14 protein-coding genes are annotated in these 25,677 nt (G+C 44.2%); all 14 read left to right on the plus strand.

The features are described from left to right. Positions 1–119 precede the first annotated feature (119 nt). The 14 genes from U1I11_RS12650 to U1I11_RS12715 all read left to right on the plus strand — a co-directional run bounded on the left by U1I11_RS12650 (position 120) and on the right by U1I11_RS12715 (position 25,341). Positions 120–2,147 carry a DUF5693 family protein gene (locus U1I11_RS12650; RefSeq protein ID WP_322906488.1) on the plus strand — a complete coding sequence of 676 codons (2,028 nt, stop codon included), beginning with the start codon at positions 120–122 and terminating at the stop codon, positions 2,145–2,147. Next, entirely contained in the window at positions 2,120–3,376 is a 1,257-nt protein-coding gene (gene csaB, locus U1I11_RS12655; protein WP_322906489.1) for a polysaccharide pyruvyl transferase CsaB, read from the plus strand. The genes U1I11_RS12650 and csaB overlap by 28 nt, the downstream gene beginning before the upstream one ends. Positions 3,377–3,383: 7 nt before the next feature. Further along, the gene (locus U1I11_RS12660; protein WP_322906490.1) at positions 3,384–4,142 is read left to right on the plus strand and encodes a WecB/TagA/CpsF family glycosyltransferase; all 759 of its coding nucleotides are present in this window, start codon (positions 3,384–3,386) and stop codon (positions 4,140–4,142) included. 112 nt (positions 4,143–4,254) lie between these two features. Next, a complete protein-coding gene (locus tag U1I11_RS12665; RefSeq protein WP_322906491.1) occupies positions 4,255–5,382 on the plus strand; it encodes a glycosyltransferase family 4 protein in 1,128 nt (375 codons plus the stop codon). A 421-nt stretch (positions 5,383–5,803) separates the two neighbouring features. Then, the gene (locus U1I11_RS12670; RefSeq protein WP_322906492.1) at positions 5,804–9,886 is read left to right on the plus strand and encodes an S-layer homology domain-containing protein; all 4,083 of its coding nucleotides are present in this window, start codon (positions 5,804–5,806) and stop codon (positions 9,884–9,886) included. Positions 9,887–10,638: 752 nt separating this feature from the next. Further along, a complete protein-coding gene (locus U1I11_RS12675) occupies positions 10,639–13,014 on the plus strand; it encodes a copper amine oxidase N-terminal domain-containing protein (RefSeq protein WP_322906493.1) in 2,376 nt (791 codons plus the stop codon). A gap of 156 nt (positions 13,015–13,170) precedes the next feature. After that, positions 13,171–13,797, plus strand: a complete 627-nt coding sequence (locus U1I11_RS12680; protein ID WP_322906494.1) for a hypothetical protein — start codon at positions 13,171–13,173, stop codon at positions 13,795–13,797. A gap of 738 nt (positions 13,798–14,535) precedes the next feature. Continuing rightward, positions 14,536–15,756: a methionine adenosyltransferase gene (gene metK / locus U1I11_RS12685; protein ID WP_416235618.1), complete on the plus strand. Its 1,221-nt coding sequence runs from the start codon at positions 14,536–14,538 to the stop codon at positions 15,754–15,756. 433 nt (positions 15,757–16,189) lie between these two features. Continuing rightward, positions 16,190–18,871 (plus strand): stalk domain-containing protein, encoded by a 2,682-nt coding sequence (locus U1I11_RS12690; protein WP_322906496.1) that lies wholly within the window; start codon positions 16,190–16,192, stop codon positions 18,869–18,871. Positions 18,872–18,931: 60 nt separating this feature from the next. Further along, positions 18,932–20,083 (plus strand): sensor histidine kinase, encoded by a 1,152-nt coding sequence (locus tag U1I11_RS12695; protein ID WP_322906497.1) that lies wholly within the window; start codon positions 18,932–18,934, stop codon positions 20,081–20,083. 13 nt (positions 20,084–20,096) lie between these two features. Continuing rightward, entirely contained in the window at positions 20,097–20,822 is a 726-nt protein-coding gene (locus U1I11_RS12700; RefSeq protein ID WP_322906498.1) for a response regulator transcription factor, read from the plus strand. 356 nt (positions 20,823–21,178) lie between these two features. Beyond that, positions 21,179–23,797 carry a helicase-related protein gene (locus tag U1I11_RS12705; protein ID WP_322906499.1) on the plus strand — a complete coding sequence of 873 codons (2,619 nt, stop codon included), beginning with the start codon at positions 21,179–21,181 and terminating at the stop codon, positions 23,795–23,797. 10 nt (positions 23,798–23,807) lie between these two features. Next, a complete protein-coding gene (locus tag U1I11_RS12710; protein WP_322906500.1) occupies positions 23,808–24,698 on the plus strand; it encodes a ComF family protein in 891 nt (296 codons plus the stop codon). 229 nt (positions 24,699–24,927) lie between these two features. Next, the gene (locus tag U1I11_RS12715) at positions 24,928–25,341 is read left to right on the plus strand and encodes a TIGR03826 family flagellar region protein (protein ID WP_322906501.1); all 414 of its coding nucleotides are present in this window, start codon (positions 24,928–24,930) and stop codon (positions 25,339–25,341) included. Positions 25,342–25,677 lie beyond the last annotated feature (336 nt).

Below are 25,677 nucleotides of genomic sequence, written 5' to 3' on the forward strand. Positions count from 1 at the left end.
ATGAATGAAAAGGTTCCGTTGTCAGACCTGGATTCAGGCAGCGGAACCATTCGTTATGTCCAGCGGCAGTAGCGTTTTTTTGCCGCATGGGGTAACGGAATTATTAAGGAGGTACTTGAGTGGTTCAGAAATGGCAACATTGGAACAATGGTTCTGCAAAATGGTTATGGATACTCGTAATTATCGGTATGGTGGCATCCTTGCCGATCGCATACAGTCGTATTCAAACAGAGCACACGTCCCAAAATGTAGAGTTTGTATTCAACTATCGTGATCTGATTTCTATTGCGTCGTATCAGCCTCATCCCCAGGATTATATTAGGGAGCAGCTGCAATTGCTTAAAAATGCTGGAGTCGGCTCTGTCGCTTTGTATCAAAGTAATCTGCCTGAACTGCAATCCTCCGGTCGACTTCATGTGTATAGTTCTGCGGATGTGGCTAATCGTCAAAATCAGGTGATTCCGCTCAACGACAATTTTACGTATGTTCAATTTACGAGCAAAGAAAACGAGCAGCTGTTGCGCCCGATGTTAGAGCGCGTTTTCACCTCGTTATCTATTCCAGTTTCCTCGTGGACTTATCAAAATCTCCCCGGTATGATCATCCAAACATCAACCGATGATGCAGGTTTGAAGCCGCTTAATCCTGATCCGGTAGCGATGAAGATGCTGCATGATATGGGCTTTCAGATTGTGCCGCGTTTGAACGATGCGTTGCCATACAATCAAGCGGTGATGAGCGAGATGCTGGATGAGTTTTCTACGTATGGCGTCAAAACGATTTTGTTTGACGGTGCTAGCGTTACCGGCTTTAACGATGATATTAAACGGCATACGCTCGCCGCGTTTGCCTCGCTGCTGAACAAGCATCATATCGCGATTGCAGCGATCGAAAATTTAAAAAAACCACAGGATGGATTTAGCAAGCTCGCCTATTTGACCCATTATAATGTGGTGCGGCTGTATTCGCTCAGCCAGGCTGATTCTCAGCTTGATCCGATTACGGTAGCCGACCGTTTTGTACTGGCGAGCAAAGACCGTAATATTCGTATGATGTATCTGAATTTTGCCGTCTCCCGTGATACGACCAAAGCGGCGATGACGAACTCGATCGAGAATGTGATCGCAAGCTTGCAAGATAAAGGCCATGCGATCAAAGATATCGAAAAATACGGCTTCACGATCGGCCCAGCTGTTGCACGTGATGTGCATACATTCCCGCTGGAACGTTATGTAAAACTGATCGTGCTGATCGGTGCGATTGCAGCGATATCGCTGCTTGTGTATTATTTTGTACGCAAATGGACACTCGCTGTATTTGTGCTTGGACTGATCGGCAGCGTCGGTTTGCTTGCTATTCACAAATCATTGCTGCTGGAGCAAGGGGTAGCATTGCTGGCAGCGATTAGTATTCCAACGATTGCGATGATTTATGCCGTGAAAGCGGTAGATCGTCTGTATGAATCCAGAAACAGGCTGACGGTTAGCAACCGGGTAGTACAATCGATACTGCTGTTTCTGCGTACGTCACTTTGGTCGCTCACAGGCGCATTGTTCATTATCGGTCTGCTCGATGACATCACCTACCAACTCGTCATTAACCAGTTCCGTGGTGTCGGTTTGCTGCATTTTGCACCGATTGCATTGACCGCTATTTATATTGCGTTTTACCGTGGTAAAGACAGCTTTGGCATTGCTGGTGTTCGCAAACTGCTCACACGTCCAATTACATTAACATGGGTGATCGTACTCGGCGTCGTCGGAATGATCGGCATGTATTATTTGTCTCGTACCGGTAATGCCGGAACCGTATCGCCGATTGAATTGCAATTCCGTAATGCGCTGGAAGGATTGTTCCACGTACGTCCACGCAGCAAGGAGTTTTTGATGGCACATCCGATCTTTATTGTCGGAATATTTATTGCCGCTAAATATCGTCAAGGAATTTATCTGCTCATTATCGCTTCGATCGGACAATTGTCGATGGTCGATACATTTGCCCATATCCATTCGCCAGTGTTGATCTCGTTAGTTCGCGGTCTGCTTGGTATGGGACTCGGTCTGCTCATCGGACTGGTAGCGATTGTGATCTGGCAAATTATCGAAAGGTGTTGGCATAAATGGGCTCCGTCTCTGTTCAAATCGTAATTTCCGGTTATTATGGATTTCGGAACAGCGGTGATGAAGCTGTACTCAAATCAATTTTGAATTCACTTGCCCAGCAAGGGGAGGCAACAGGCATTCAAATCGTGCCGGTTGTACTGTCTAATGATCCTGAATGGACGGCGCGCATGTATAATGTGCGCTCTGTCCATCGTATGAAGCTGGGCGAGATTCGGGCGCTTATGAAAGAGAGCGATGGATTGATTAGCGGTGGTGGTAGCTTGCTGCAAGATGCAACCGGGCCGCTAACGATTCCTTATTATTTGGGCATTATCCATATCGCGCAGTGGGCACGTAAACCTGTCTTCATTTATGCACAAGGCGTCGGTCCCGTGCAAAAAGGTTTCTTTTTTAAATGGATTCGCAATGTATTTCGCAAAAGCGTCTACGTTTCGGTTCGTGACCAAGAATCGGCTGCATTGCTCGGTCGAATGGGGCTTGATCAAAGCCGCATCGCCGTTGTTGCTGATCCGGTGATGGGATTGCCTTTACCGGATGATGTCGGATCGACGACATCGCCTAACTCATCGTCAGCTCACAATTATGCTGGAGAAGTGAGCGGAGGGACTGGTCATTCCAGTGCGGAAGATGATAGAATACGTGTAGCTGTGGACAGCACGGCACCAACTTCAAATGTGTTCGATGAAACTAACGTCCAGTCTGTACCGCTGATTGGGATTTCGCTGCGATTCTGGGACAAGCAGCGCCGCGAATTGGACGGTATTGCTGCTGCATTACAGCAGCTTGTGCGTCAGCGTAGAGTACAGCTTCGCTTTCTGCCTTTTCATTTGCCTGAAGATGAGCAGGCTTCCGCTTATGTGATCGAGCGGATCGGTGAGCTTGATACATCCGGCAGTACGATCAGCATCGCTGAACAAGTCGTTGATCCACAGCAAATGCTTGCCGAAGTCAGCCGCTGCGATTTAGTACTCGGTATGCGATTGCACAGCCTGATCTATGCCGCGTCTCAACATGTTCCATTGCTCGGCATTTCGTATGATCCAAAGATCGATCAATTTTTGAAGCGGCTTGCCATCGAGCCATCCGGTACGAGTGAAAATGTACAACCGGATCGTTTATTGACACATATGTTGGATGTGCTGGACGCATCAGTGGAATGGAAACGATCCAAAGCTACCTACATTGCAGCGCTCAAGCAGGATGCTGCACAACCAGCACAATTTATCGCTCATTATTTTTTAGAACAAAGGTGATCCTTAGATGAATTCATTCTCTACCGTTCCGACCGTACCGATCTACGGACTGAACGTTTCCAAATTGAATATGGATGATACGGTGCGCCATGTTGAACATCTCGTACAGCAGCGAAAGCCGAATCAGATTATTACAGCCAATCCGATTATGATTATGACCGCGTTGGAGAAGCCGGAATACATGAACGTTATGAAACAAGCCGAACTGCTCGTTCCTGATGGAGCGGGGCTTGTATGGGCAGCATCTACATGCGGACAACCGGTAGCCGAACGGGTGGCAGGGTTTGATCTGCTGCATCGGTTGATGGATGTAGGACAGCGGCATAGCTGGAAAGTTTATCTGCTTGGCTCCTCAGCCGACGTGATTCACGATACAGCCACCAGGTTACAAAGTTTATATCCGGGCACTGTAATTGCTGGCTATCGCGACGGTTTCTTCGGCTCTGAGCAAGATGCTGAAGTCATCGCAGCGATTCGCAAAGCCGATCCGGATTTGTTGTTTGTAGCACGTGGTTTGGAGACGCAGGAGCCCTGGATTGGCAAATACAAACATGAATTAGGCGTACCGATTATGATGGGCGTTGGTGGCAGCTTTGATATTATTTCCGGCAGATCAAAACGGGCACCAGTAGTGTTTCAAAAGATGCGGATGGAATGGTTTTATCGTCTGCTCAAAGAGCCTAGCCGTTATAAACGAATGCTAGTTTTGCCTAAATTTGCTATAAAGGTGCTTAAAGACAAAGAAAGTGTAACAAAAGTGCAGTAAATCATTATTTTTTTTGCAAAAATAGCTGTAAAATCGTCAAAAAAAGCTTGGTGTTTAGATTCGAACGGAGTATAATTGGCTCCGTGAGATAAATTGGGGGTTGAAAAGCCAAATGTTAATCGTTTGTATTCTTGGGTTTGTGCTGGCGCTAGTGTTGGCGCTTGTTCTTACACCACTCGTCAAAAGGTTTGCGGTTCGAATTGGAGCAGTTGACGTTCCGAATGCCCGTAAGGTGCACACGCGTATTATGCCACGTATGGGCGGTCTAGGAATTTTTCTGGCGCTGGTGATTGCATTTTTGGCAGTGTTACCGTTTTTGCCTTTTGAACTTCCTGCCCGTGATGCCAATTTCATGAAAGCCTTCTTTACCGCAGGCTCTATCATCGTACTGATCGGTGTATTGGATGACCGCTTCGAGCTGTCCGCCAAAGTAAAGCTGATCGGACAACTTGTAGCTGCATGTACAGTTGTATTTGGATACGGTATTCGTGTTGATTTTGTAGATATTCCTTTTCAGGATAATTATTTCGCTTTGGAAAACTGGATTTCGATCCCGCTTACGATTTTCTGGATCGTTGGTGTGACGAATGCCATTAATTTGATCGACGGTCTGGATGGACTGGCAGCCGGTGTATCGGCTATCGCGATCGGCAGTATTTTTACGATGTCGCTCATTATGGGCAACTATCCGGTTGCATTACTGTGTGTACTGTTGCTCGGCGCGATTGTCGGATTTCTGTACTTTAACTTCCACCCAGCTAAAATTTTCATGGGTGATACCGGTTCATTATTTCTCGGTTTCAGTCTGGCTATGCTGTCATTGCTCGGATTTAAACAGATCGCTGTCGTATCGTTTATTACACCGCTGATTATTATCGGCGTACCTTTGTCGGATACGTTTTTCGCTATCATTCGTCGCTGGGTACATAAAAAGCCGATCTTTGCACCGGATAAAGGGCATTTGCATCATTGCTTGCGCGAACTAGGACTTAGCCATCGCCAAACGGTGTTGCTCATTTACGGAATTGCTACTTTCTTTGGTGTACTGGCTATTATCCAGTCTTCGGCAGCTATAAATGATGCCAACTGGGTTACGTTTGTTGTCATCTGTGTCATGATGTTTGTAATGCAAATCGGCGCCGAATTAATCGGATTGGTCGGACAAACGAAGCGTCCATTGCTTGATCTGATTGCTCGTCTGCGCGTAAAGCCTGATCCAACGCGCGGAAGTAAGCCATAAACGTTGCTTGCCACTCGGCCATTTCAAAACTAAACACCAAGTATTGATATGGAAAGCCTCCATATTGACGCGTATCGCGTCAATATGGAGGCTTTTTTGCGTGGCAAAAGTACTATAGCGGTCGAAAAAACGAGTTTCTACTATTATATGTATTCCTCTATCGTACTTCATAATGAATAATCGAAAATGGATCATAGTAATGACAAACCGCATTCCGATTACGTTTGCGCAAACATGCAAAAAATCAAGTGCCAAATTTTGTCCATATCTTAACGATTACGCGATTAGCATTACACGTTTTTTCTTGTAATTTCCTAATTTTATTAAAATCTATCCTATCATTGCCGATAAAAAGAGTAGACAGGTTAAGCTCGCCATACAGAGTTAAAGCTGTAAGCGGAACATGAGGAGGAACATTATTTTGAAGAAATTACTATCGATGTTGTTGGCGGTAGTCTTGTTGGCTGGTCTGTTGCCACAAGGTTGGGGCAATAGCCAGGTGTTCGCAGCCAGTACAAAAGGTATCTTTTTTATCTTTCCGAATGAACAGTACGATATTTCAACCCCGCGAATCGCCAATAGTGATCGCCTTACTGTTACAGGTAGCTATAGCAATATCAATACGAACTCGATCACATATGATGTCGAGCAAATTTCCAAAGACGGAAGCAATATAACGGTCATCAACTCCAATAAAGGACTTAGTGGTAATGTGACTGCAAGTACTTCTGGAGGATCAAACTTGACGATCTCCGATATCCCGCTGTTTGCCGGTTTGAACCGTATTACATTTAGAGCAACACAAGGTGTTTCTTCTCAAGTAGCAGAATCGATTTATGTTGATTATCGAAATGGACCTACATTGTATAACCTGACAGCCGTACTCGATAATGATACGGTTGCACTGAAAGAGAATACGCCAGTTGTACTGACGTCAGCCAAAGGTGGAATTAATGACGGACAGCAAACCGCAAATATGTCGCTTAGTGGTTCTGCGCCTAATGCTGCAAAAGTAACGGTACTCGTTAATGGTGGCAGTAGCCGGACATCGATTGTATCGAGTGCGAACAATTATCAGTTTACCGTAGCGCCAATCGCTTTGAAATCAGGTAAAAATACACTAACAATCCAGGCAATTAACGGAACACAAGTATTGGAAACAACGCGTGATGTGACATTCTATAATGGATTGACTACGTTTTATGATACGTATGCTCAGAGCGCACCGGTAGCTATTTCTGCGGATTTATCTTCTTTTCCTGATTATAGCGTCTCGCAAAATTCATTTACCGTAACAGGTAAAGTCGTTGTTCCATTGGTAGGTGGTGTACGCCCTAGCAGTTTGACCGACTATATTAGTTACACATTTAGCGGTGCTGGTGTGCCTAGTAATGCATCGCAAAGTGACTACATTGGTAAAGTAACACCAACTATTATCGAGTCTGCAAGTACAACGGCTTATATTACTTTACAATATACGATTCCAGATACATTAACTACGAATAGTGGTGTGAAACGTACTTTTAATTATGATAAAGGCATCAATCTTTCTATTGGAGCTAACAATAGTTCTAGTGGTGGGTTTGGGTTAACATTGAGAAACAGTGCAGCCGCTTATATTTATAAAGTAAATTATTTGGCAGGATATACAGAAACTACTTCTCAAGATGCAGCACAAGCTATGACGGGAACTACTTTGGATGGAGCCAACATTTTCTCTCTGCCTACAGCGCTTGAAGTGCTGGTAGTAAACGGAGCGGATGATACCCAACTGAATATTACCAAAGTTAAAGACGGCACAGGCGCAGAGGCTGCACTCACGTCAGATAATTTAAATTATACAAAAATTAGCAGTGAGTCGATTGTCCAAACTGTAAATGGCAACTCGCAGCGTATGCAACGATTGCTGTACAGATTGAACAAAGTGCCTGTAAACGGTACGCAGACGCTCACATTTACAGCAACGACAGGAAGTGTAACTACTCCTGAGGTAACCGCGACGATTAACGTTTTGTTTGGTCCTTATGCGAGCTTTAATAAAGCGTATGATGGTATGCTGATTCCCAACAGTCAGAACGTACCTGGCGCGGCGACTCGAATCATTACCAATACACTGGATAACTTTTCTGGTAAATTGCAAAACGTCACAACGCAATCAGACATTCGCTATGCAGATGGTGGCGGCAAGACACAAACCGTATTTTTCTATGTGAATAATACGTTAATACCATTAATACCTGTAAACGGGGCGAATGATCCTAATTTCAAAATTCAAGATATAAACAAAGCATACAGTGCAATGTTCTCTGGTCAAAACGTGATCAAATTAGTGTTTAAAACGGATAAAACATCGTATGAACTTTCTATAAATATTAACTTGGTGCCTACAGATGTGCCTGTTATTCCTGTAAATACGACATTAGGTATTTTCCCATTCAAGTATACAGGGAACAGTGATGCAATTCCGACAGCAGCAGACCCTGCTTTCACAGCGAATGGAACAGCCTATACAACAAAAGAAACTAAATTCAACATTTACGGTACGTTTGACTTTGTTGACTTAGGTAAGAATTTCGGAAGTGTTGACAGTTTGCTAAAAGATAATTCTGCTAATGCGATCAAAAAAGCAAATTATATTTTGGAAATAACAAACTCGACAGGTGCAACAGTCGCAACATGGACACTCAATAATACGTTCACTTCCATATCAGGAGAAACGTTTAATAGTGGTAGTCCTGCTGCAACTGCATCAGGAACAGGACTAAGTGTATTTTATGATTATAATTCCCAGTCGTTTTCTTTTATCGTAAGAGGACAGGATGTTCCCAAAGATGGCAGTCCACTCGTGTACAATTTTACCGTATACAATACCGGTAAAGGTGGACCAAGTTCTTCGGCACGGATGGAAATTAGTCAACAGGTTGACACCTATTCCATTGTTCGCCCGTTACAAGCACAGATGCTGACAAATAGTAACTTTATCGATGTAGTTATTAACTCCAAAACGGCGACATCGGTAGTCATTAACAAACAGACAGCCACAAAAGCTCCATTTTATGTCGATCCTGATGGTAAGGCGATGGGTAATCCGCCAGAGTATCCTGATGCTTATAAGGTGACAGTCACCGATCTGAAACCAAACAAAGATACGAAGATTCCGGTTATTGTAACGATTGCTGGTCAAAAGATCAAAGACGAAGTTGTCGTTCGTTATGTACCAACCAATATTCCGGGTGCCGAATTTATGCAAGTTATGAAAACATCTGCCAAAGTATTTGATGGTGATGTGAATCTGAAATTCCCGACGGGTACGAACTTGATTCGTAAAGACATCGGTACAAGTGCAGATGATAAACGGAAAAATGAAGTATTTTCCGGTAATACGTTATTGTTCGGTATCGGTAATAGCCAGGATGGTGTTATCGACCGCTATAACTTTGAACCGACGCCTACTAATATGGACCAAAAGTTCAAAGTAGGGCAACAAATATTTGTCAATCAGTTTAACAACCATTTTGTAAAGAGCAGTCCAGTGTTCTGGATTGATCCAGGTTTGGCGGATAATTTGGATTCTTCGGATTATGACCCAGTAACGATGGGGCAAAAGCCGTATCAGCCGACTAATTCAAGTGTACCAAGCTTCTATGAACGTGATCCACGCAATGAATTGGTGCCTTCCAAACGCGGAACATTAACATTGTCGTATTCGGACAGTGTGGCAGAGGACGCAGGTAAGCTGGTCACTGTATTCTTTTTCGACCGTTCGCTCGGTAACAGCTCTGGACAATGGGAGAATATTGGTGGAGTCGTTAACGCCAAAGCCCACACGATCACTGTACCATTTGACCGCTTTGGTTATTATGTAGTAGCGAAGTTGAGTTATTCCTACACCGATATCGTACAGCATAGCTATGCACGTGATTATATGGAAGCATTGTTTGCCAAAGGCATTATGAAGGCTACTGACCCGGACAGCTCCTTCGGCGCGGATCAATATATTACACGTGGTGAATTTACACGTGCGATTGTAAGAGCGATGCAGTTGCCGTTTGATTATCAAGGGCCAAAGCATTTTATCGACGTGAGCAGTAATGATTCACAGATTTTGCCTGATGCATTGTATGATTATCGTTATATTGAAACAGCGGCTCGTGCCGGCTTTATTCGGGGTACACAGCCACAAGTATTCAGCCCTGGCGACAGCATTACACGTCAGGATGCTGCGGTTATTATCGCCAAAGCATTGAATCTCAAGCTGCAAACCGATCAAACAAAGATCGATGCTGCATTGCAAAAAGTATTTAAAGATGCTAGCACAGTCGACCGTTATGCAAGAGCTTCCGTATTAGCTGTTGCCAAACAAGGTTTGATTAGCGGTTCTGCGATCGATGGGGATGCCAAGAAAGGCTTCAACTTTACTCCGACAGCAAAAATGCTGCGTTCAGACACAGCTGTCATTTTGGCTAAAGTGATGATCAGCGACAAAAAGCTGCCACCGATGTAATATTGTCTAATCTGATTTACTATTTGTTTTACTGTAATACAGATTTGAAATGATTAAGCAAAAAGAGCTTTCGTCTATTAGACGGAAGCTCTTTTCGTTATTTTTAAACATTTATTCAAAATGGCATTTTTTATTATGACCAGCAACAAACCTTGATACAGCAAGGTTTGTTGCCTATGAATCTATATAGTTTCAAACCATTTTATAAAAAAAACAAAAAAAGTTTAAAAAGCCTGCAACCTTTTTGTAACACACCGCGTCTATAAGTTTGGAAACAGCGAGCGGAGCTGAAAGTTGCATCTAAAAGTTCTCCTGAATCCGACTGTTTAAATAACAACAAACCTGTTTAGGTACTACTTATAGTTATTAAAAAGTAGGTTGCAATCACGGGTGAATGGGCAAAGTTGGAAATGTCTTCAAAAGTATAGTAAGATTAATAAGGTTGTGCTAAAAAAAGTTTTAAAGGCACTGCAACTTTTGAAGAAACCAAGCGTCTATATATACGAACCTGATGAAATGATAGCAAAACACACACTAGCAGGTTGTTGAATGACGATGAACCCTAATGGAATATTCAACAATCCCGATGTGAAAAAATGTCTTTACTGCATCATTGACACAAGTGTATAATACGTTTGGACACTGCGGTCTTTTGATTGGCGAATGTTCCGGTTGCGATTTTCTGTGATTCTATCACAGATATCATCATACAAAAGGATTTGCTTGTACTCGGAAAGGGGGTGTAACGACTGATGAGTGAAAAAATCCATATCAAACAAAAAAACAAAAAAAATGTTTATGATATTCAAGGAGGAGACAAAAAGGTTATGAAAAAGTCTACTAAAAAAGTTATTAACGTTGCAGCAAGCGCAGCTTTGCTGGCGGGTATTGCTCCAGTTGCAGGTATCGTTGCTCCAACAGCAGCACACGCTTCTGGTAGTTTCTCTGTAGTAAACGTTCCAACACTGAGCACTAACTCCGGTACAGTTAGCCTGGGCCGCACGCAAGTTACAATCGACCAAGGTACACTGGGTTCCGTAAGTGGTAACACTTATCGCCTGACTCTTACTCTGCCATCTGGTGTTAGCTTCCCATCGAACTACGATTTCAGTGGTCTGATCAATGGTACAAGCAAATTCACTACTTCTGGCGGTAACAACGTAAACGTAACAGTTGGAGCAACTAGCTCTAAATCCGTAGTTCTGAACATCACAGGTGTTAACCCTAGCGATGACGTTAGCTTCTACGTTAACCTGAACAACATCACTTCCACTGGTCCTAGCACTGGTGACCTGAATGTTACTTACAGTGCTGATCCTTCTAGCGGTCTGCCAACTGGTAACGTTAAAGTTGCTACTGTAGTATCCAGCGGTCAAGTAGCTCTGGAAGCTTCTAGCACACAATCCAGCAGCGACAACTTCACTTTCACACTGAAAGTAACTGAGTCTGTTGCTCAATCCCTGCAAAGCGGTAATGCAATTCGTCTGAAACTGCCTTCCGGTTTTGCTTGGAACGGTACACAAAACGGTACTTTCACACTGCTGTATGGTAACCTGTCCGAAGGTACTCAAACTGCAAACCAAGTGGAATATTCCGTAAACGGTGATACACTGACAATCGCTCGTGCAGCATCCCCAGCAGCTAACCCAGGTCTGACTTACCAAGCTTCTTCGTTCCAAAAAGTATTCGGTTTCTCCGTTACTGACGAAGACCTGGCTAAAGCTGGCGACGTTACTGCAACAGTATCCGGTAACAACAGCGTAAACGTTTCGAACCTGGTTGTTGGTACTTACGGTACTTACGGCGGTGGCGTAACAATCGCTAGCCCAACTACAATCTATGCTGGTCAAGATCAACAAAAAGTTGGCGATATCACAATCCAAGAGTCTGTTGCTGGTTCTTTCGTTTCCGGCCGTACAGTAACTCTGCAACTGCCTGAAGGCGCTGCATGGGAATCCCAATTCGAAGGTCAAACTAGTGGTATTAGTGCAACAATCCAAACTGCTAACGGTTTGACTGTTCCAGCTACTGCTTACACTGGTACTGACGGTCGCACACTGCGTCTGACTTTCAGCAATGGTAATGATGGTAGTGTTATCAACACTTCTAGCAAAGCTGGCAGCATCACGCTGAAAAACGTTGAAGTTGCAGTACGTCCTGGTTACAGCGGCGACCTGAACCTGGTTGTTGGTGGTTCCCAAGGTCTGACTGGTACTGTTAAAGCAGCTACAGTTACTCCTTCGATCTCCCTGACAGCTACTAACGCAACTTACAGCACTGCAATCGGTGATGGCGATGTTGCTACTGGCGATATCGTTCTGAAAGAAGCAGTAGCTGGCGCTCTGACTCGCAGCAATGGTAGCGACGGTCGCGTAGCGATCGAACTGCCTTGGGGCGTAACATTCGACGGTACTCCAACTGTTACTGTAACAAGTGGCGACCTGCGTGTGAACAACGTGTCTGCTGATGTATATCAAAGCTCCAACAATGGTCGTCTGGCTTTCACAATCCAAAACGAAAGCTCGACTCCAAGCACAATCACTATCTCTAACGTAAAACTGCGTATTGACCGTTCCGTACCACAAGGCGCGATCGTTGCTAAAGTAACTGGTCAAGCAGCAGCTTACACTGCATACGCTATCGATGGTAACACTCCTCCAGCATCATGGGGTAGCACTTACCGTTACGCTTCCCAAGCAGAAATCGCTACTGTAGGTACTGCACCAGCTGGTACTACTGACAACTCCGTAAAAGCTGTCTACACAATCGGTAGCACTGCTTACACAGTAAACGGTCAAACGCGTACTGCTGAAGTAGCTCCTTATGTTGAAAACGGCCGTACGTACCTGCCAGTTCGTTATGTAGCAGAAGCTCTGGGCGTATCCCAAGCTAACATCCTGTTCGACAAACCAACTTCGGTTGTTACAATGATCAAGGGTGACCGCGTAGTTCAGCTGAAACTGAACACTAACCAACTGACAATCAACGGTTCTACAATCAACATGGACGTTAAATCGGTAACGAAGTCCAACCGTACTGTACTGCCAATCGCATGGGTTGGTAAAGCTCTGGATGCAGTAATTCAATACGATGCTGCAGCTAAAACTATTACAGTAAACAGCAAGTAATATCTCTGATATTATTGCTAAACAATAGAAGGTAGTCATACCTTCGCTGAGATACCTCGGAGTAGGCAACTGCTCCGGGGTATTTTTATTTGCTCATTTACCTAGCGAAATTCATTTACAATGAAACCTATCGTTTTAAATATGGAGGGTAGCGTAATGAAAAAAAGATCGACCTGGATACTCGCAATCGCAACCATCGGGATTGGAGTATGGGTAGGAAGTGCATTCACAACGGTTAGTAATGCTAGCAGTCAATTAGGATCGGCTGATGACCCGGTAGTAACGAAAAGTTATGTAGATCAACAAATTCAGAAGGCACTCGGGGGGAATTTAAATTCTAGTTCTTCTACTAGCGCTAGCAATAACAGTTCCAACACGTCGAGCGGTAGTAAAAATAATTCAACTGCTCCGTCAGGATCGTCATCCACTAGTTCAAGTACTTCTACAACGAGCCCAAGCACAAGTACTACCACAGGAAACTCAACCACTAACAGCTCTGTAACGGCTGCATCCAATATTAATATCGTTGAACTTGCTCCAGGTAAAACATTACTTGCGAAAGCAGGCACAGAAGTAATTGTACGCCACGGCAATGCCGTAGTATTTAGCCCTGGAGCGAATGGAATTGTTGATGTTACTGCTGGCACTGATCTGGGAGGCGGGCAAATGATTGCAAATAATCATATGTTACTGTTTCCTCGTGACGGTCGCGGTGTAATGGTCGTTTCAAGCCAAAGCTCCAATGCTACACTTATGGTAATTGGAAGCTATGTTGTGCAATAATTTCTTTCGCTTAACGGGTATCTTTACAGGCAAGTAAGCTGCTACATGCTAAAGATACCCTACATACGATATGGAATGATGATCTGTTAACAAACAAGTGTGCTAACGTAGCTGCTATTGTGGAAATGAATAAAAGAGTACACTCCTTTACAGCGTAGAAATGTATATGTAGTACTAGTAGGACTGAGCTCATTAAATAGGCAGTTTAATATTGCATAGTAGAGAGGTTCTGAGGCTACGATTCCAGTGCATCTTTCGTAAGATGGAGTCCATCAGACATTGAATGTAAGCTGGTTAGCACAGTAGTTAAGCTACATGTATAAATATAAGTTAGACGTAATTGTATGCATGAATGAACTACAGCTAGCTTTTGCAATATATTGTAATTTTTTGGATAGGGAAATGAATATGTTAGTGTTTTTTATGCATGCCAATAGCACACTTTATTTTAAATATTGCGAATGATGTTCGCTTATGTAATGTTGCTTGTCTTCTGCTATGTAGTTGATAATATTTTTTCTTATTTTCGAAGATGAGCTTCCATATAAGTACGCTGATTATATTAAACCAACAATACCAACTAGAATAATTGGTTATTATCGTTTGACACCTCTAGCTAAATGGTTTATCATGACCTGTAAGGCTTAGAAAGCGACCTTTTCCATATGGGAAGGGTTCATTTTTTGTGTGGGAGCACGTTAAAAGGCTATAATGCGGTATGCATTCGTCTTACTATCCATGTGGGAGGTTGAGTTTGTGTCGACAATTAAAAAACATTTATTCACATCAGAGTCTGTAACTGAAGGACATCCAGATAAAATTTGTGACCAAATTTCCGATGCTGTGCTTGATGCGTTTTTGGCTAATGATCCGAATGCGCGTGTGGCATGCGAAGTAGCTGTTGCCACAGGTATGGTGCTCGTTATCGGTGAGATCAGCACCAAATCGGAGTATGTTGATATTCCATCGATCGTGCGTAACACGCTCAAAGATATTGGTTATACGCGTGCGAAATATGGTTTCGATTACAATACATGTGCAGTTCTAACTTCTTTAAATGAGCAATCCGCTGATATTGCGCAAGGGGTAAACTCGGCGTTGGAAACACGTGATCCAGAGCAAATGAAGCTGGAAACCGAAAATATTGGTGCAGGCGATCAAGGTTTGATGTTTGGTTTTGCTACAAACGAAACGCCTGAACTGATGCCACTGCCAATCGCGATGTCGCACCGTATTGCTCGTCGTTTGGCTGAAGTGCGCAAAGACGGTACACTCGACTATCTGCGTCCGGATGGCAAAACACAGGTGACGGTGGAATATCAGGATAACAAACCTGTACGCATCGATGCGATCGTTGTGTCCACACAGCATGCAGAAGAAGTGACATTGGAGCAGATTCAAAAAGATATTCGTGAGCATGTTATCGCGCCGATCGTGCCGGCTGAACTGTTGGATGCGGATACGAAATACTTTATTAATCCGACCGGACGTTTTGTTATTGGTGGTCCACAAGGGGATGCCGGTTTGACTGGTCGTAAAATCATCGTAGATACATATGGTGGTTATGCTCGTCATGGCGGAGGCGCTTTTTCGGGTAAAGACCCGACTAAAGTTGACCGTTCTGCTGCTTATGCTGCTCGTTATGTAGCCAAAAATATCGTTGCTGCCGGTCTTGCCGACAAATGCGAAATTCAGCTTGCTTATGCGATCGGCGTAGCGACTCCGGTATCTATCAATGTGGATACATACGGCACAGGCAAAGTAAGCGAAGATAAACTGGTACAGTTGATTCGCAAGCATTTTGATCTGCGTCCTGCCGGCATTATTCGTATGCTCGATCTGCGTCGTCCTATTTATCGTCAGACGGCAGCCTATGGTCACTTCGGTCGTACTGATCTCGACGTACCTTGGGAAAGCACGGATAAAGCACAATTGCTGAAATCTGAAGCTGGTTTGTAAAATGTGATTTAAATACAATTATACATGAAGGAAAATTCCCGCTATTCGTTAAAGTGGAATGTATTCCGGCACGAGCCGCCTGCGCCATGCAGAGCGGCTTTTGTGCAATATACTGTTATTTTTCGGATATACGCACATTATCTTTTTTAAAAGAGTGCATGATCATGCAAAATGATATGAATTGTCTATAATGAAATGAATTGTCTAGGCGGAGCCTAAATCCGATTGTATAGTAAACACTAGTCAAGCTACAATCTCAATGACAGAAACAATGATCAAAACCGTAACTTTTGGCTACAATCGCAGTCTAACTGTATAAGGCATATTCGTTTGTAAAAATAGGTTGGTCGTATACGTATAGGAGAGCATTATACCGCTTGTTGTTGTCTGCAAAGACAGCTAAAGGAATTTTAAGGATAGGGGCGTTTTATTGATGACTGGCAAAACAAAAACAATGCGCAGATGGATGGCATTCACGCTCGCAGGTACATTATTTATTCAACCTGTAGTGGAGCTGGGTGTTCCGGCAGGCTCGTTGTTGGCTACACATACGGCAGCAGCAGCATCGACTACAAAGCTGGATGAAAGCTATATTACGTCTGGTGCCAAATTGCTGCAATATCGTTACAAAACAACACGTTCCGGCAGAAGCGTGACGGTGTTGGCTGATGTGGTACGCGTAGATTTACAAAACCCATATGTGAACCTTGATGTGATGACAGGCAAAGGCGGTAAATTTACGACCCGTCAATCGGTCGAAGGCATGGCTCAAGAAACGAAGGCTGTCGCAGGTGTAAATGGCGACTATTTTAATACAAGTGCAGAAGGTGTACCGATGGGAGCGCAAGTATCGGATGGCGTACTTATGTCGAGCCCTTCGCAATTAAATGGGATGTATGCGTTTGGTGTGACTAAGAATGGTACGCCAATGATTCAGCAGTTTACATTTGAAGGCAAAGTGACGGCGCAAGATGGAGCTACGTTTGATCTAACTGGCATTAATCAGGCTGCTTATATGACAGAGCCGGATAAAACGTATAGCCATATGAACAAAATGTATATTTATACAGATGCTTGGAAAGCGATTGAACGTCCTGCCAACAGTTCCACCACACCGACCGAAGTACTGGTGCAAAATGGTGTAATCACACAAATATCCGTTAACAAAACGATTCAGGAATCGGTGCCAAAAGGTGCGTATATTTTGCGTGCACACGGTACAGCTGCGCAGTTTATCCAGCAGCATATGGCAGTCGGTCAAAAGGTTTCGGCCGATTATGCATTGCGCGTGAAATCAACCGGCAAAACGATCGATCCTACTGATTTGAAAATGATGATCGGCGGACATACAATTTTGGTCGACGAAGGTAAACCGTCTTCGTTTTCGCGTAGTGTCAGCTCAATCGGCGGTAACCGTGCACGTACAGCTGTCGGTTACTCGCAAGATGAACGGTATGCGTATATTATCGCCGTGGAAGATAATGATCACAGTGCCGGAATGTCACTATCGGAATTGCAATCTTTTATGACGTCGATTGGCGTCTGGAAAGGTCTTAATCTGGATGGAGGCGGTTCAACGACACTCGTGAGCAGACCGCTAGGTGAGGACAAAGCAAAGCTGGCGTTTGAGACGGAATATGGCGGCACCACACAGCGTAGTGTAGTCAATGGGCTCGGTGTGTATACAACGGCGCCTCAAGGCAGTGTAAAAGGCTTTAGCATTAGTGGTCCGAAGCAGCTATTGCTCGGGCAGACAGCAACTTATTCAGCTAAAGGATACGATACGTATTACAACCCGATCAAAAATGATGAGATTAAGCCAACTTGGAAAGCAGGCAACAGTAAAATTAAATGGCTCGACGGTCAGTTCCAAGCTGTCAAATCAGGTACAGCTAAAGTGACAGCGACGAGCAATGGCATTAGCACAAGTATGGATGTGGAAGTTGTCGGTGCGGAAGCGATCCAAAGTTTGGCACCTGCCAGCAAAACCGCTTCACTGCAAGCGGGTACGACCATTTCCGTACCTGTAACGGCTACTTTAAAAGATGGCTCCACGTTAACGATTGCACCGGAAATGTTGAACTGGCAGTTTGTCGGTTTTAAAGGCACGGTGAAAGGCGATCAGTTAACGATTAATTCGGTCGATAATGGCGCTACGGTCGGTTATGCGATTGCCCGTTATGATGGATTTAGTACGATGATCGTGTTCGGTACAGGCGGTGGTCAGGCAAGCACATGGGAAGATTTTGAAAATGTTGGCTACGATATTAGCTTCCTCGGTAATCCAAGCAGTGTCACCGGTTCAGCAACCATCACCGAAGGAGCAGACGATCATGCCGGTTCCAAAGTGCTGCAACTCAGCTATGATATGACCGCTGGGACAGGCAAAAAGTATGCATATGCCCAGTTTAACGGCACGGCAGGTAAAACATTAACGCCTGGATCGGCAACGATGTCGATTGATGTGAATAGCGATCAAAGCTATAACTGGCTGCGTGGCGAAATTACGGATGCTAATGGCAAAACGGTTTATATCGATATCGCAAAAAGTTTGAACTGGAAAGGTTGGAAAACGCTCAATGTCGATCTTACCGGTTTGAATATTGCCTATCCGGCAAAATTGAAGCGTCTGTATGTAGTTAATGTGGAAGAAGGACAAGACGAGCGTGCGGCTACCGGAACGATCCAAATTGACAATATTAAACTGACCGGTGCAACACAAGCACCAAGTTTTACGAATCCAACCGGATCGCTCGCGATGACGGTCGGGCAAAAGACAGCAACAATGAACGGCAAAACAGAGTCAATTGATGCAGCACCAATGCTGAAGGACAGCGCCACTTATATTCCGGTAAAATATATTATGGATGCTTTTGGCGGACAAGCGAACTGGGATCAGCCGAATCAAAGAGTGACGATTTTGCGTTCTGGACAGCTTATCGATCTGACGGTCGGACAGAAAAATTATGTGGCAAATGGTCGTTTGCAAACTGCTTCAGTCGCTCCGCTTGTCGTTTCTGGTAGGACTTTAGTCCCGCTCAGACTCGTATCTGAACAACTTGGATTGAATGTAAAATGGGATCAAACAACCAAGACGATTACTATCCAATCATGATAAGTTATAATATGATATAAAAGTATCATATAAATGACTTACAGAAATGGAGAAGATCAAGTGGAGTTCCACGCTGATGCGATAGATCACGTCATTAAGAACGCAACAAATGTAATGGAAAACAGCAAATATCAGATCTTCGAGATTTTGGACACTTCACGGCGTGAGTTGTTGTCGCTGAATACCGAGCTTGAACTGGTATTACGCGAAACAGCAGAGACGATCGAGAAGGTAGACCAGCTTGAGATCGGTTATCGCAGTTCCCGAATCAGACTAACTGAAGTAAGTCGTGACTTTGTGCGGTATAATGAACAAGATATCAAACAAGCCTACGAGAAGGCGACTCAGCTACAGCTTGATCTGATGATATATCGGGAAAAGGAAATGTATTTAAAAGCACGTCGCGATGATTTGCAAAAGCGCGTCAAAAATGTGGAAAACTCCATTGAGCGAGCCGAAAATATCGGCTCGCAAATGGGGGTTGTGCTCGAATATTTGTCCGGTGAGCTCAATCAAGTGACCCGTATTATTGAATCCGCCAAAAATCGTCAGTTGATCGGCTTGAAAATTATTTTGGCGCAGGAAGATGAGCGCAAACGTATTTCCCGTGAAATTCATGATGGACCTGCACAATTGCTGGCAAATCTAGTTCTTAGGACCGAAATTGTAGAAAGAATGATTACAAAGCAGGATTATGCAATGGTACGGGACGAAATAATAGATTTGAAAGCACAGGTTCGTTCCAGCCTGGAAGAAATGAGAAAAGTCATTTTTAATTTAAGACCTATGGCCCTCGATGATCTAGGGCTTATTCCAACTCTGCGGAAGTATGTGCAGGATTATGAGGAAAAAACTCGAATCCGTTCTATTTTTGAAACTAGAGGCAAGGAATACCGGCTTAGTTCCGCAATGGAGGCTGCTATCTACCGGCTAGTGCAAGAGGCACTGACTAATGCAGCCAAACATGCTGAACCGACTTATGTCACTGTTATTATCACGTTTCAGGCTCAGATCGTGAAGCTGACCGTAGAAGACAATGGCAAAGGCTTTAGTCTGGAAAAAGTAGATCAGCGTACCAAAGACCATAACAACTTCGGTCTGATTGGCATGCGTGAACGAGTCGAATTGCTTGACGGCAGAATGGAAATTGAATCTGCTGAAAATCAAGGGACAAAAATTATTATTCATATTCCAACGAATGTGGAAAAGTGAAAGGAGTAACAGGATGGAAAACCATGATTACGGCTCTAAAAAAATTAAAATACTGCTAGCCGATGATCATCAACTGTTCCGCGAAGGGCTGAAGCGTATCCTCAATATGGAGGATGACTTGGAAGTCATTGGCGAATGTGGAGATGGTATTCAGGTACTGGAGTTTTGCAATCATACTCCACCGGAAGTAGTATTAATGGATATTAATATGCCCATTGAAAACGGGGTAGAAGCGACTGAGAAGCTGCGCGAGCTTTTCCCTGACATTAAGGTTATCATTTTGTCGATCCATGATGATGAGAGCTATGTATTTGAAACACTGCGCAAAGGTGCTTCTGGCTATTTGCTCAAAGATATGGAAGCCGAGTCGCTGGTGAATGCGATCCGCTCGGTAGTGGAAGGTCATGCCTATATTCATCCTAAAGTAACAGGCAAGTTGATTCAGCAACTACGCCGGATGACATATGTAAATGAAACAGGCACACTTGCCGACAACAACAATAATGGCGATACAGGTGTGAAATTTGTCGCTGGTGATGATAATCCGCTCACAAGACGTGAAGCAGAAGTGCTGCGTCTGATGGCAGAAGGCAAAAGTAATAAGATGATCGGTGAATACTTGTTCATCAGTGAAAAAACCGTTAAAAACCATGTGAGTAGCATTTTGCAAAAAATGGAAGTTGATGATCGTACACAAGCGGTAATCAACTCAATCAAACATGGCTGGGTAACACTGTAAGCCGAATTTTTGCTCGATCATAGATGTATGTGGATGATATAATGAGTAGATTCAAAGTGAAGCACACTTTCCGTCAAACGGATAAGTGTGCTTTTTTGCGTTGCTAAATAATAAAGGAAAGGAATGAATCGATGGATTCCATCGCTAAGAGCAACAAGCCGTAAGCACATAAATCTAAGGCGTTTACGCAAACTTGGCGTGTTAGGTTGGGCAGCATCTATTGCGGGAAGGAATTAGGGGACGGACTCCGCCTCACACAGGAGTGTATGAAATAGGGCACATAGTCGGTACATCTACATAAGGCAAGCAGAGCCATAATAAACCGATATGGTGCAAAATAGACAGGAGGAATGAAAATGAAACTGGATTTGTATGCGACCGAGCATGAACAAGGCTGGCTGCTGCATGTTTCACTGGATATGCGGGTTGACAGTTTATGGTGGGCTGCCGCCGACAAAAGAAAGAATCCGTGCCAAAGTCTGTGGCAGATCGCCAGCGGACTGCCAGCAAGCTGTGCATTTGCGTGTATGCGCCATTTTAATCGTACTTTTCAGCACAAGATGGAAGATAATGTACAATCTGCGTCACTATCTACGCTGTCAGAGCAAGCTGCTGCGCGTATATTCACTTGTGAAAAAGGAACAGCCAGTGCTGCCATTGTGATGGAGCCAATTAGCCAATGGTTACGTGCTTACATGACTTCAAATTATGCTGGAACGGGATACGCTGAATCCAGGCGATATTCCAGGGAAGCTGTTGCTGTGAACTCAACCGCTGAATTAACGAACTCGTCTGTCTCACTGAACGTCACCGAGCTTGTATTTCCATGTCGTTTATGGAGCAAAGCAGCGAGCTGGAGCGGAAGCGGTAACTATATGCTTTCCTCCTCTGCCAGCGGGCAACTCCAAGGTGATCTGCAACATCATGACTGTAAAAAGCAGCTCACATGCGGAGCAATTGCAATTGCTGGTTTGTTAAATGGAAGGTCTCTTTTATTGCCTGAGCTGCATCAGCTATTGGCAGAGAAAAAGTCACCTTATAGTGTAAGCTGGCGCAGCTGCTTACAGCTTGCTTATTTGCAAAAACATATTCGGCTGCTGGATAGCGTATATTTTCATGTAGAAGCTGAGCGTACCGGACAGCCTTTTTCCCTGCGATCGTTACGCATAAAGCGAAATCACGATACCGGATCATCCGCACCTACACAAGCCGTCTGTCGTCGCTGTGGAAGTGGAACAATCCGTTATACCGCATGTGCTGGTTGTGGCTCTGCCGCCTGCGGGTATTGTGAACAATGTTTAATGATGGGCAGAAGTCGGCAGTGTAGTTTATTAATACAGTCGGTACGCCCACCTATTGCTGTACGCAAAACAGAGCAGCTAGCGATGGAGCCGATGGAGCGCCATCTGGAACAAACTACGCTACACAGCGAGTATGCACTGTACCATACTGCTGTCGCAGCGACACCTTCGCTAACGGCTAATCTGAAGCAGCCAATCCGTCTGATCGATGAGCAGGACGGTAAACATACATCATTATGGAGTAGTGCTGCTGTGCAAATGCGCTGGGGTCTAAGTGAAGCACAGACCGATGCGACTGTGCAGGTGCTTACTTTTTTGCAACACGAGCAGCAGGAACATGCAGTCAATGTCCATTGTTCGACTCCATTGCTGCACATACGCGAGCAGGGCAGAAAAGTTTGGAGGTTATGTAAAGCCATACTGCGGGCAAAGGCGAATCTTCCGCAGTTACATTCCTCTCAGGCAGATGCAGCGCAGATACATATGCAGCTGCCGGAACAACTTGAACAGCAGCCTCATAAACGTAATACGTATGACACATCTGCCAAAGTTAACAAAACGAGTGGACATATACGTTCTGATCGAATAGTGCATCCCCCAACTCGAGATACAGATGATCATGATCACCTATTGCCTCAAAATAGGCTTTGGCAGATGAGTCAGCTGCCGCTGCTGCGTCAATTTCTGCTCTGGGCAGTTACAGGAGCAGGTAAAACTGAAATGATATTTCCATTGATCGAATATACGATTCACAAAGGGCAGCGCGTTTTGATCGCTACGCCAAGACGTGATGTCGTGCTGGAACTTGCCCCACGTTTGCAGCAAGCTTTTCCGAAGCAGCATATCGTCGCCTTATATGGAGGCAGTGCACAACAGTGGGAGCAAAGCGCAATTACGATTGCCACAACGCATCAATTGCTGCGGTATTGTGCTGCATTTGATCTAGTTGTTATCGATGAAATTGATGCTTTTCCTTATGATGGCAATCCAGTGCTCGCTTATGGCGCGTACTGGGCATGCCGTCCGGAAGGAAGATTTGTGTATTTATCCGCTACACCTTCCGCTGAACTACGCCGGGCGATTCGTCAAGAACGGCTTATGCATGTGAAAGTGCCAGTGCGTTTTCACGGTTATCCATTACCAGTTCCAAGCCGAATGCAAGCGAAGCCATTTGTAAATTGGGAGGCAAGTGGCAAGCTACCTTGGGCATTGCTGCAGCACGTTCAACATTCCATCGATCGGGGAGCACAAATATTTTGGTTTATGCCGCGTATCGCCTGGATTGAGCCGATGGTTGTATTGCTACAGCGTCAATTTCCGCTGCTATGTATTGCGGGTACTTCCTCGCAAGACGAACAACGTGCTCACAAAGTGTTGCTGTTTCGAGACCGGCAAATTCGTATACTTGTTACGACGACGATTCTTGAACGCGGTGTAACGATTCCCCACAGCGATGTTTACATTGTAGATGCACATGATCGTGTTTATCCGACAGCAGCGCTCATTCAGATGGCTGGCAGAGCAGGTAGATCAAAACATGATCCGTATGGCAAAGTAATCTTTATCGCTGCACAGTATAATAGAAGTCAACGACAGGCGATGAGCCAGATTCGTTTGATGAACCGTATTGCCCGCAAACGTAATTATATAACAACAGTTAAGGGAAGGAAGTGAACGTATACGTATGCGGCTTGATTGGAATAAGCTATGGCAGTATTTGCATCCACAGCATCAACTGTGCATAAGTTGCAACCGCCCCTTTCATCCGGCATCCGTTTATGCCGGGTTATGTTATACATGTGCATGTCGTATTCCGTGGATTACGAAGCCGGTCTGTCCTGTATGCGGACGAAATATAGATTGTCCAGATTGTCGAAGACAGGAGAGCGATGCAAGGCACTTTTTGCTTAATCGCAGTGCAGTTCGCTATAATACCGATATTCGGAACTGGTTGGCAGCGTATAAATATAGAGGCGATGAGCGTTATGAAGCATTGTTTGGACAGTTGCTTACGGAAGGCTATTATCGATTGCAACTGGAAATGTCTCAAACACATCATCATGTATGGTCTCCTGTCTGGATTACATCCGTTCCGGCAAGCGCCAATCGGTTGCAGGAGCGAGGGTTTGATCAGGCGGCACAAATGGCTTGCAGATTGGCAGCGGAAATAAAACTTCCTTATATGGAGCTATTGCAGCGCAATAAACAGACAGCCAAGCAGAGTGAACAAGGGCGACACCAGCGAATTCGTAGCATGGCAGGAGTTTTTTCCTATACGCCTGTAGCTTGTTCACTTGTCAGAGCAGCATTACACACGCATAATGAACATATTGCTCATCATACGTTTGCCTTTAACATAGCTCTAACTATTTCTGGACGTAAACATTCATTACGTAGGCAGCGGTCATTAATGAATACACAACCAGCACGCGGTACCGTCATTCCGATTTTGCTTGTTGACGATATTTATACGACTGGAAGTACGATCAACAACTGCGCCAGCGCGCTACATGAACTTGCATTACAGATGGATATATCGTTTGCTGTCGTTTCGCTCACTTGCGCGCGTTCGTGAGTAGTTTGCGGTATTATGGAGTAGGAAATGTTTCCGATCTTGTAAATGGTTAGCTATTTGGCTAGCAATGTAAACAATTCGCGAGCAAATCGTTAACAAAACTTTTAATTTATTAAGTAACGCTAATAAAAAGTACGTTTGTTTACGATATAAATAAAGACATCTTCATTTCATAACCTTAGAGTTGGACAACATAGATGGGACAACACTTACAGGAGGCGAGCAGTTCATGAACTTGGGAAATTGTCCTCAATGCGGGAAACTGTATGTACTTAATCTACGGGGGATGTGCAGCGATTGTATTAAGGATATCGAGCGTCAATATGAAGTATGTAGTAACTATTTAAGGGAGAATAGAGGAACAACGATTACGGAATTGTCCGCAGTAACAGAAGTGTCAATCAAGCAGATTTCGATCTTCATTAGAGAAGGACGGATATCGATCGCTAATGCTCCTAATATGGGATATCCATGCGAAGTATGCGGTACGATTATTCGTGACAGCAATATGTGTGATTCCTGCCGATCGCGTTTGACGAAGGATATTCGCAATGCTTATCAGGACAGTGATATTGCCAAAAATAATCAAGCGGATAAGACACAAGGTGCCTATAGAATTGTCGACAAATTCCGAGATAACTAGGAATACCTCCTATTCTCAGTCAAATAACGACATTTTCTGGTACCATTTGAGTGTTGGGACTTGCATAGCTATGCAGGTTTGGGACTTAAGGAACGAAAAATATTATTACACAATTAACCACTTTAAGACTATAAAAATTAAGCGAAAAGTGGTCGATAATCTTAGTAACAATAATTCGGTTGCCTTAATGATACCAGGAATTGCATCATTCCGAATATCACCCAACATTCCTGTTATCGCAAAAAGGACTTCCTAATTTTGAAAAGATGATCCATCTTCCAAAGCAAATAACTCTACGGAGTAGGAACTCTTTCTCAAATTTACTAAGGAGTGTGT

The sequence above is a fragment of the Paenibacillus campi genome (genome assembly GCF_034659835.1).
Taxonomy (GTDB): domain Bacteria; phylum Bacillota; class Bacilli; order Paenibacillales; family Paenibacillaceae; genus Saccharibacillus; species Saccharibacillus campi.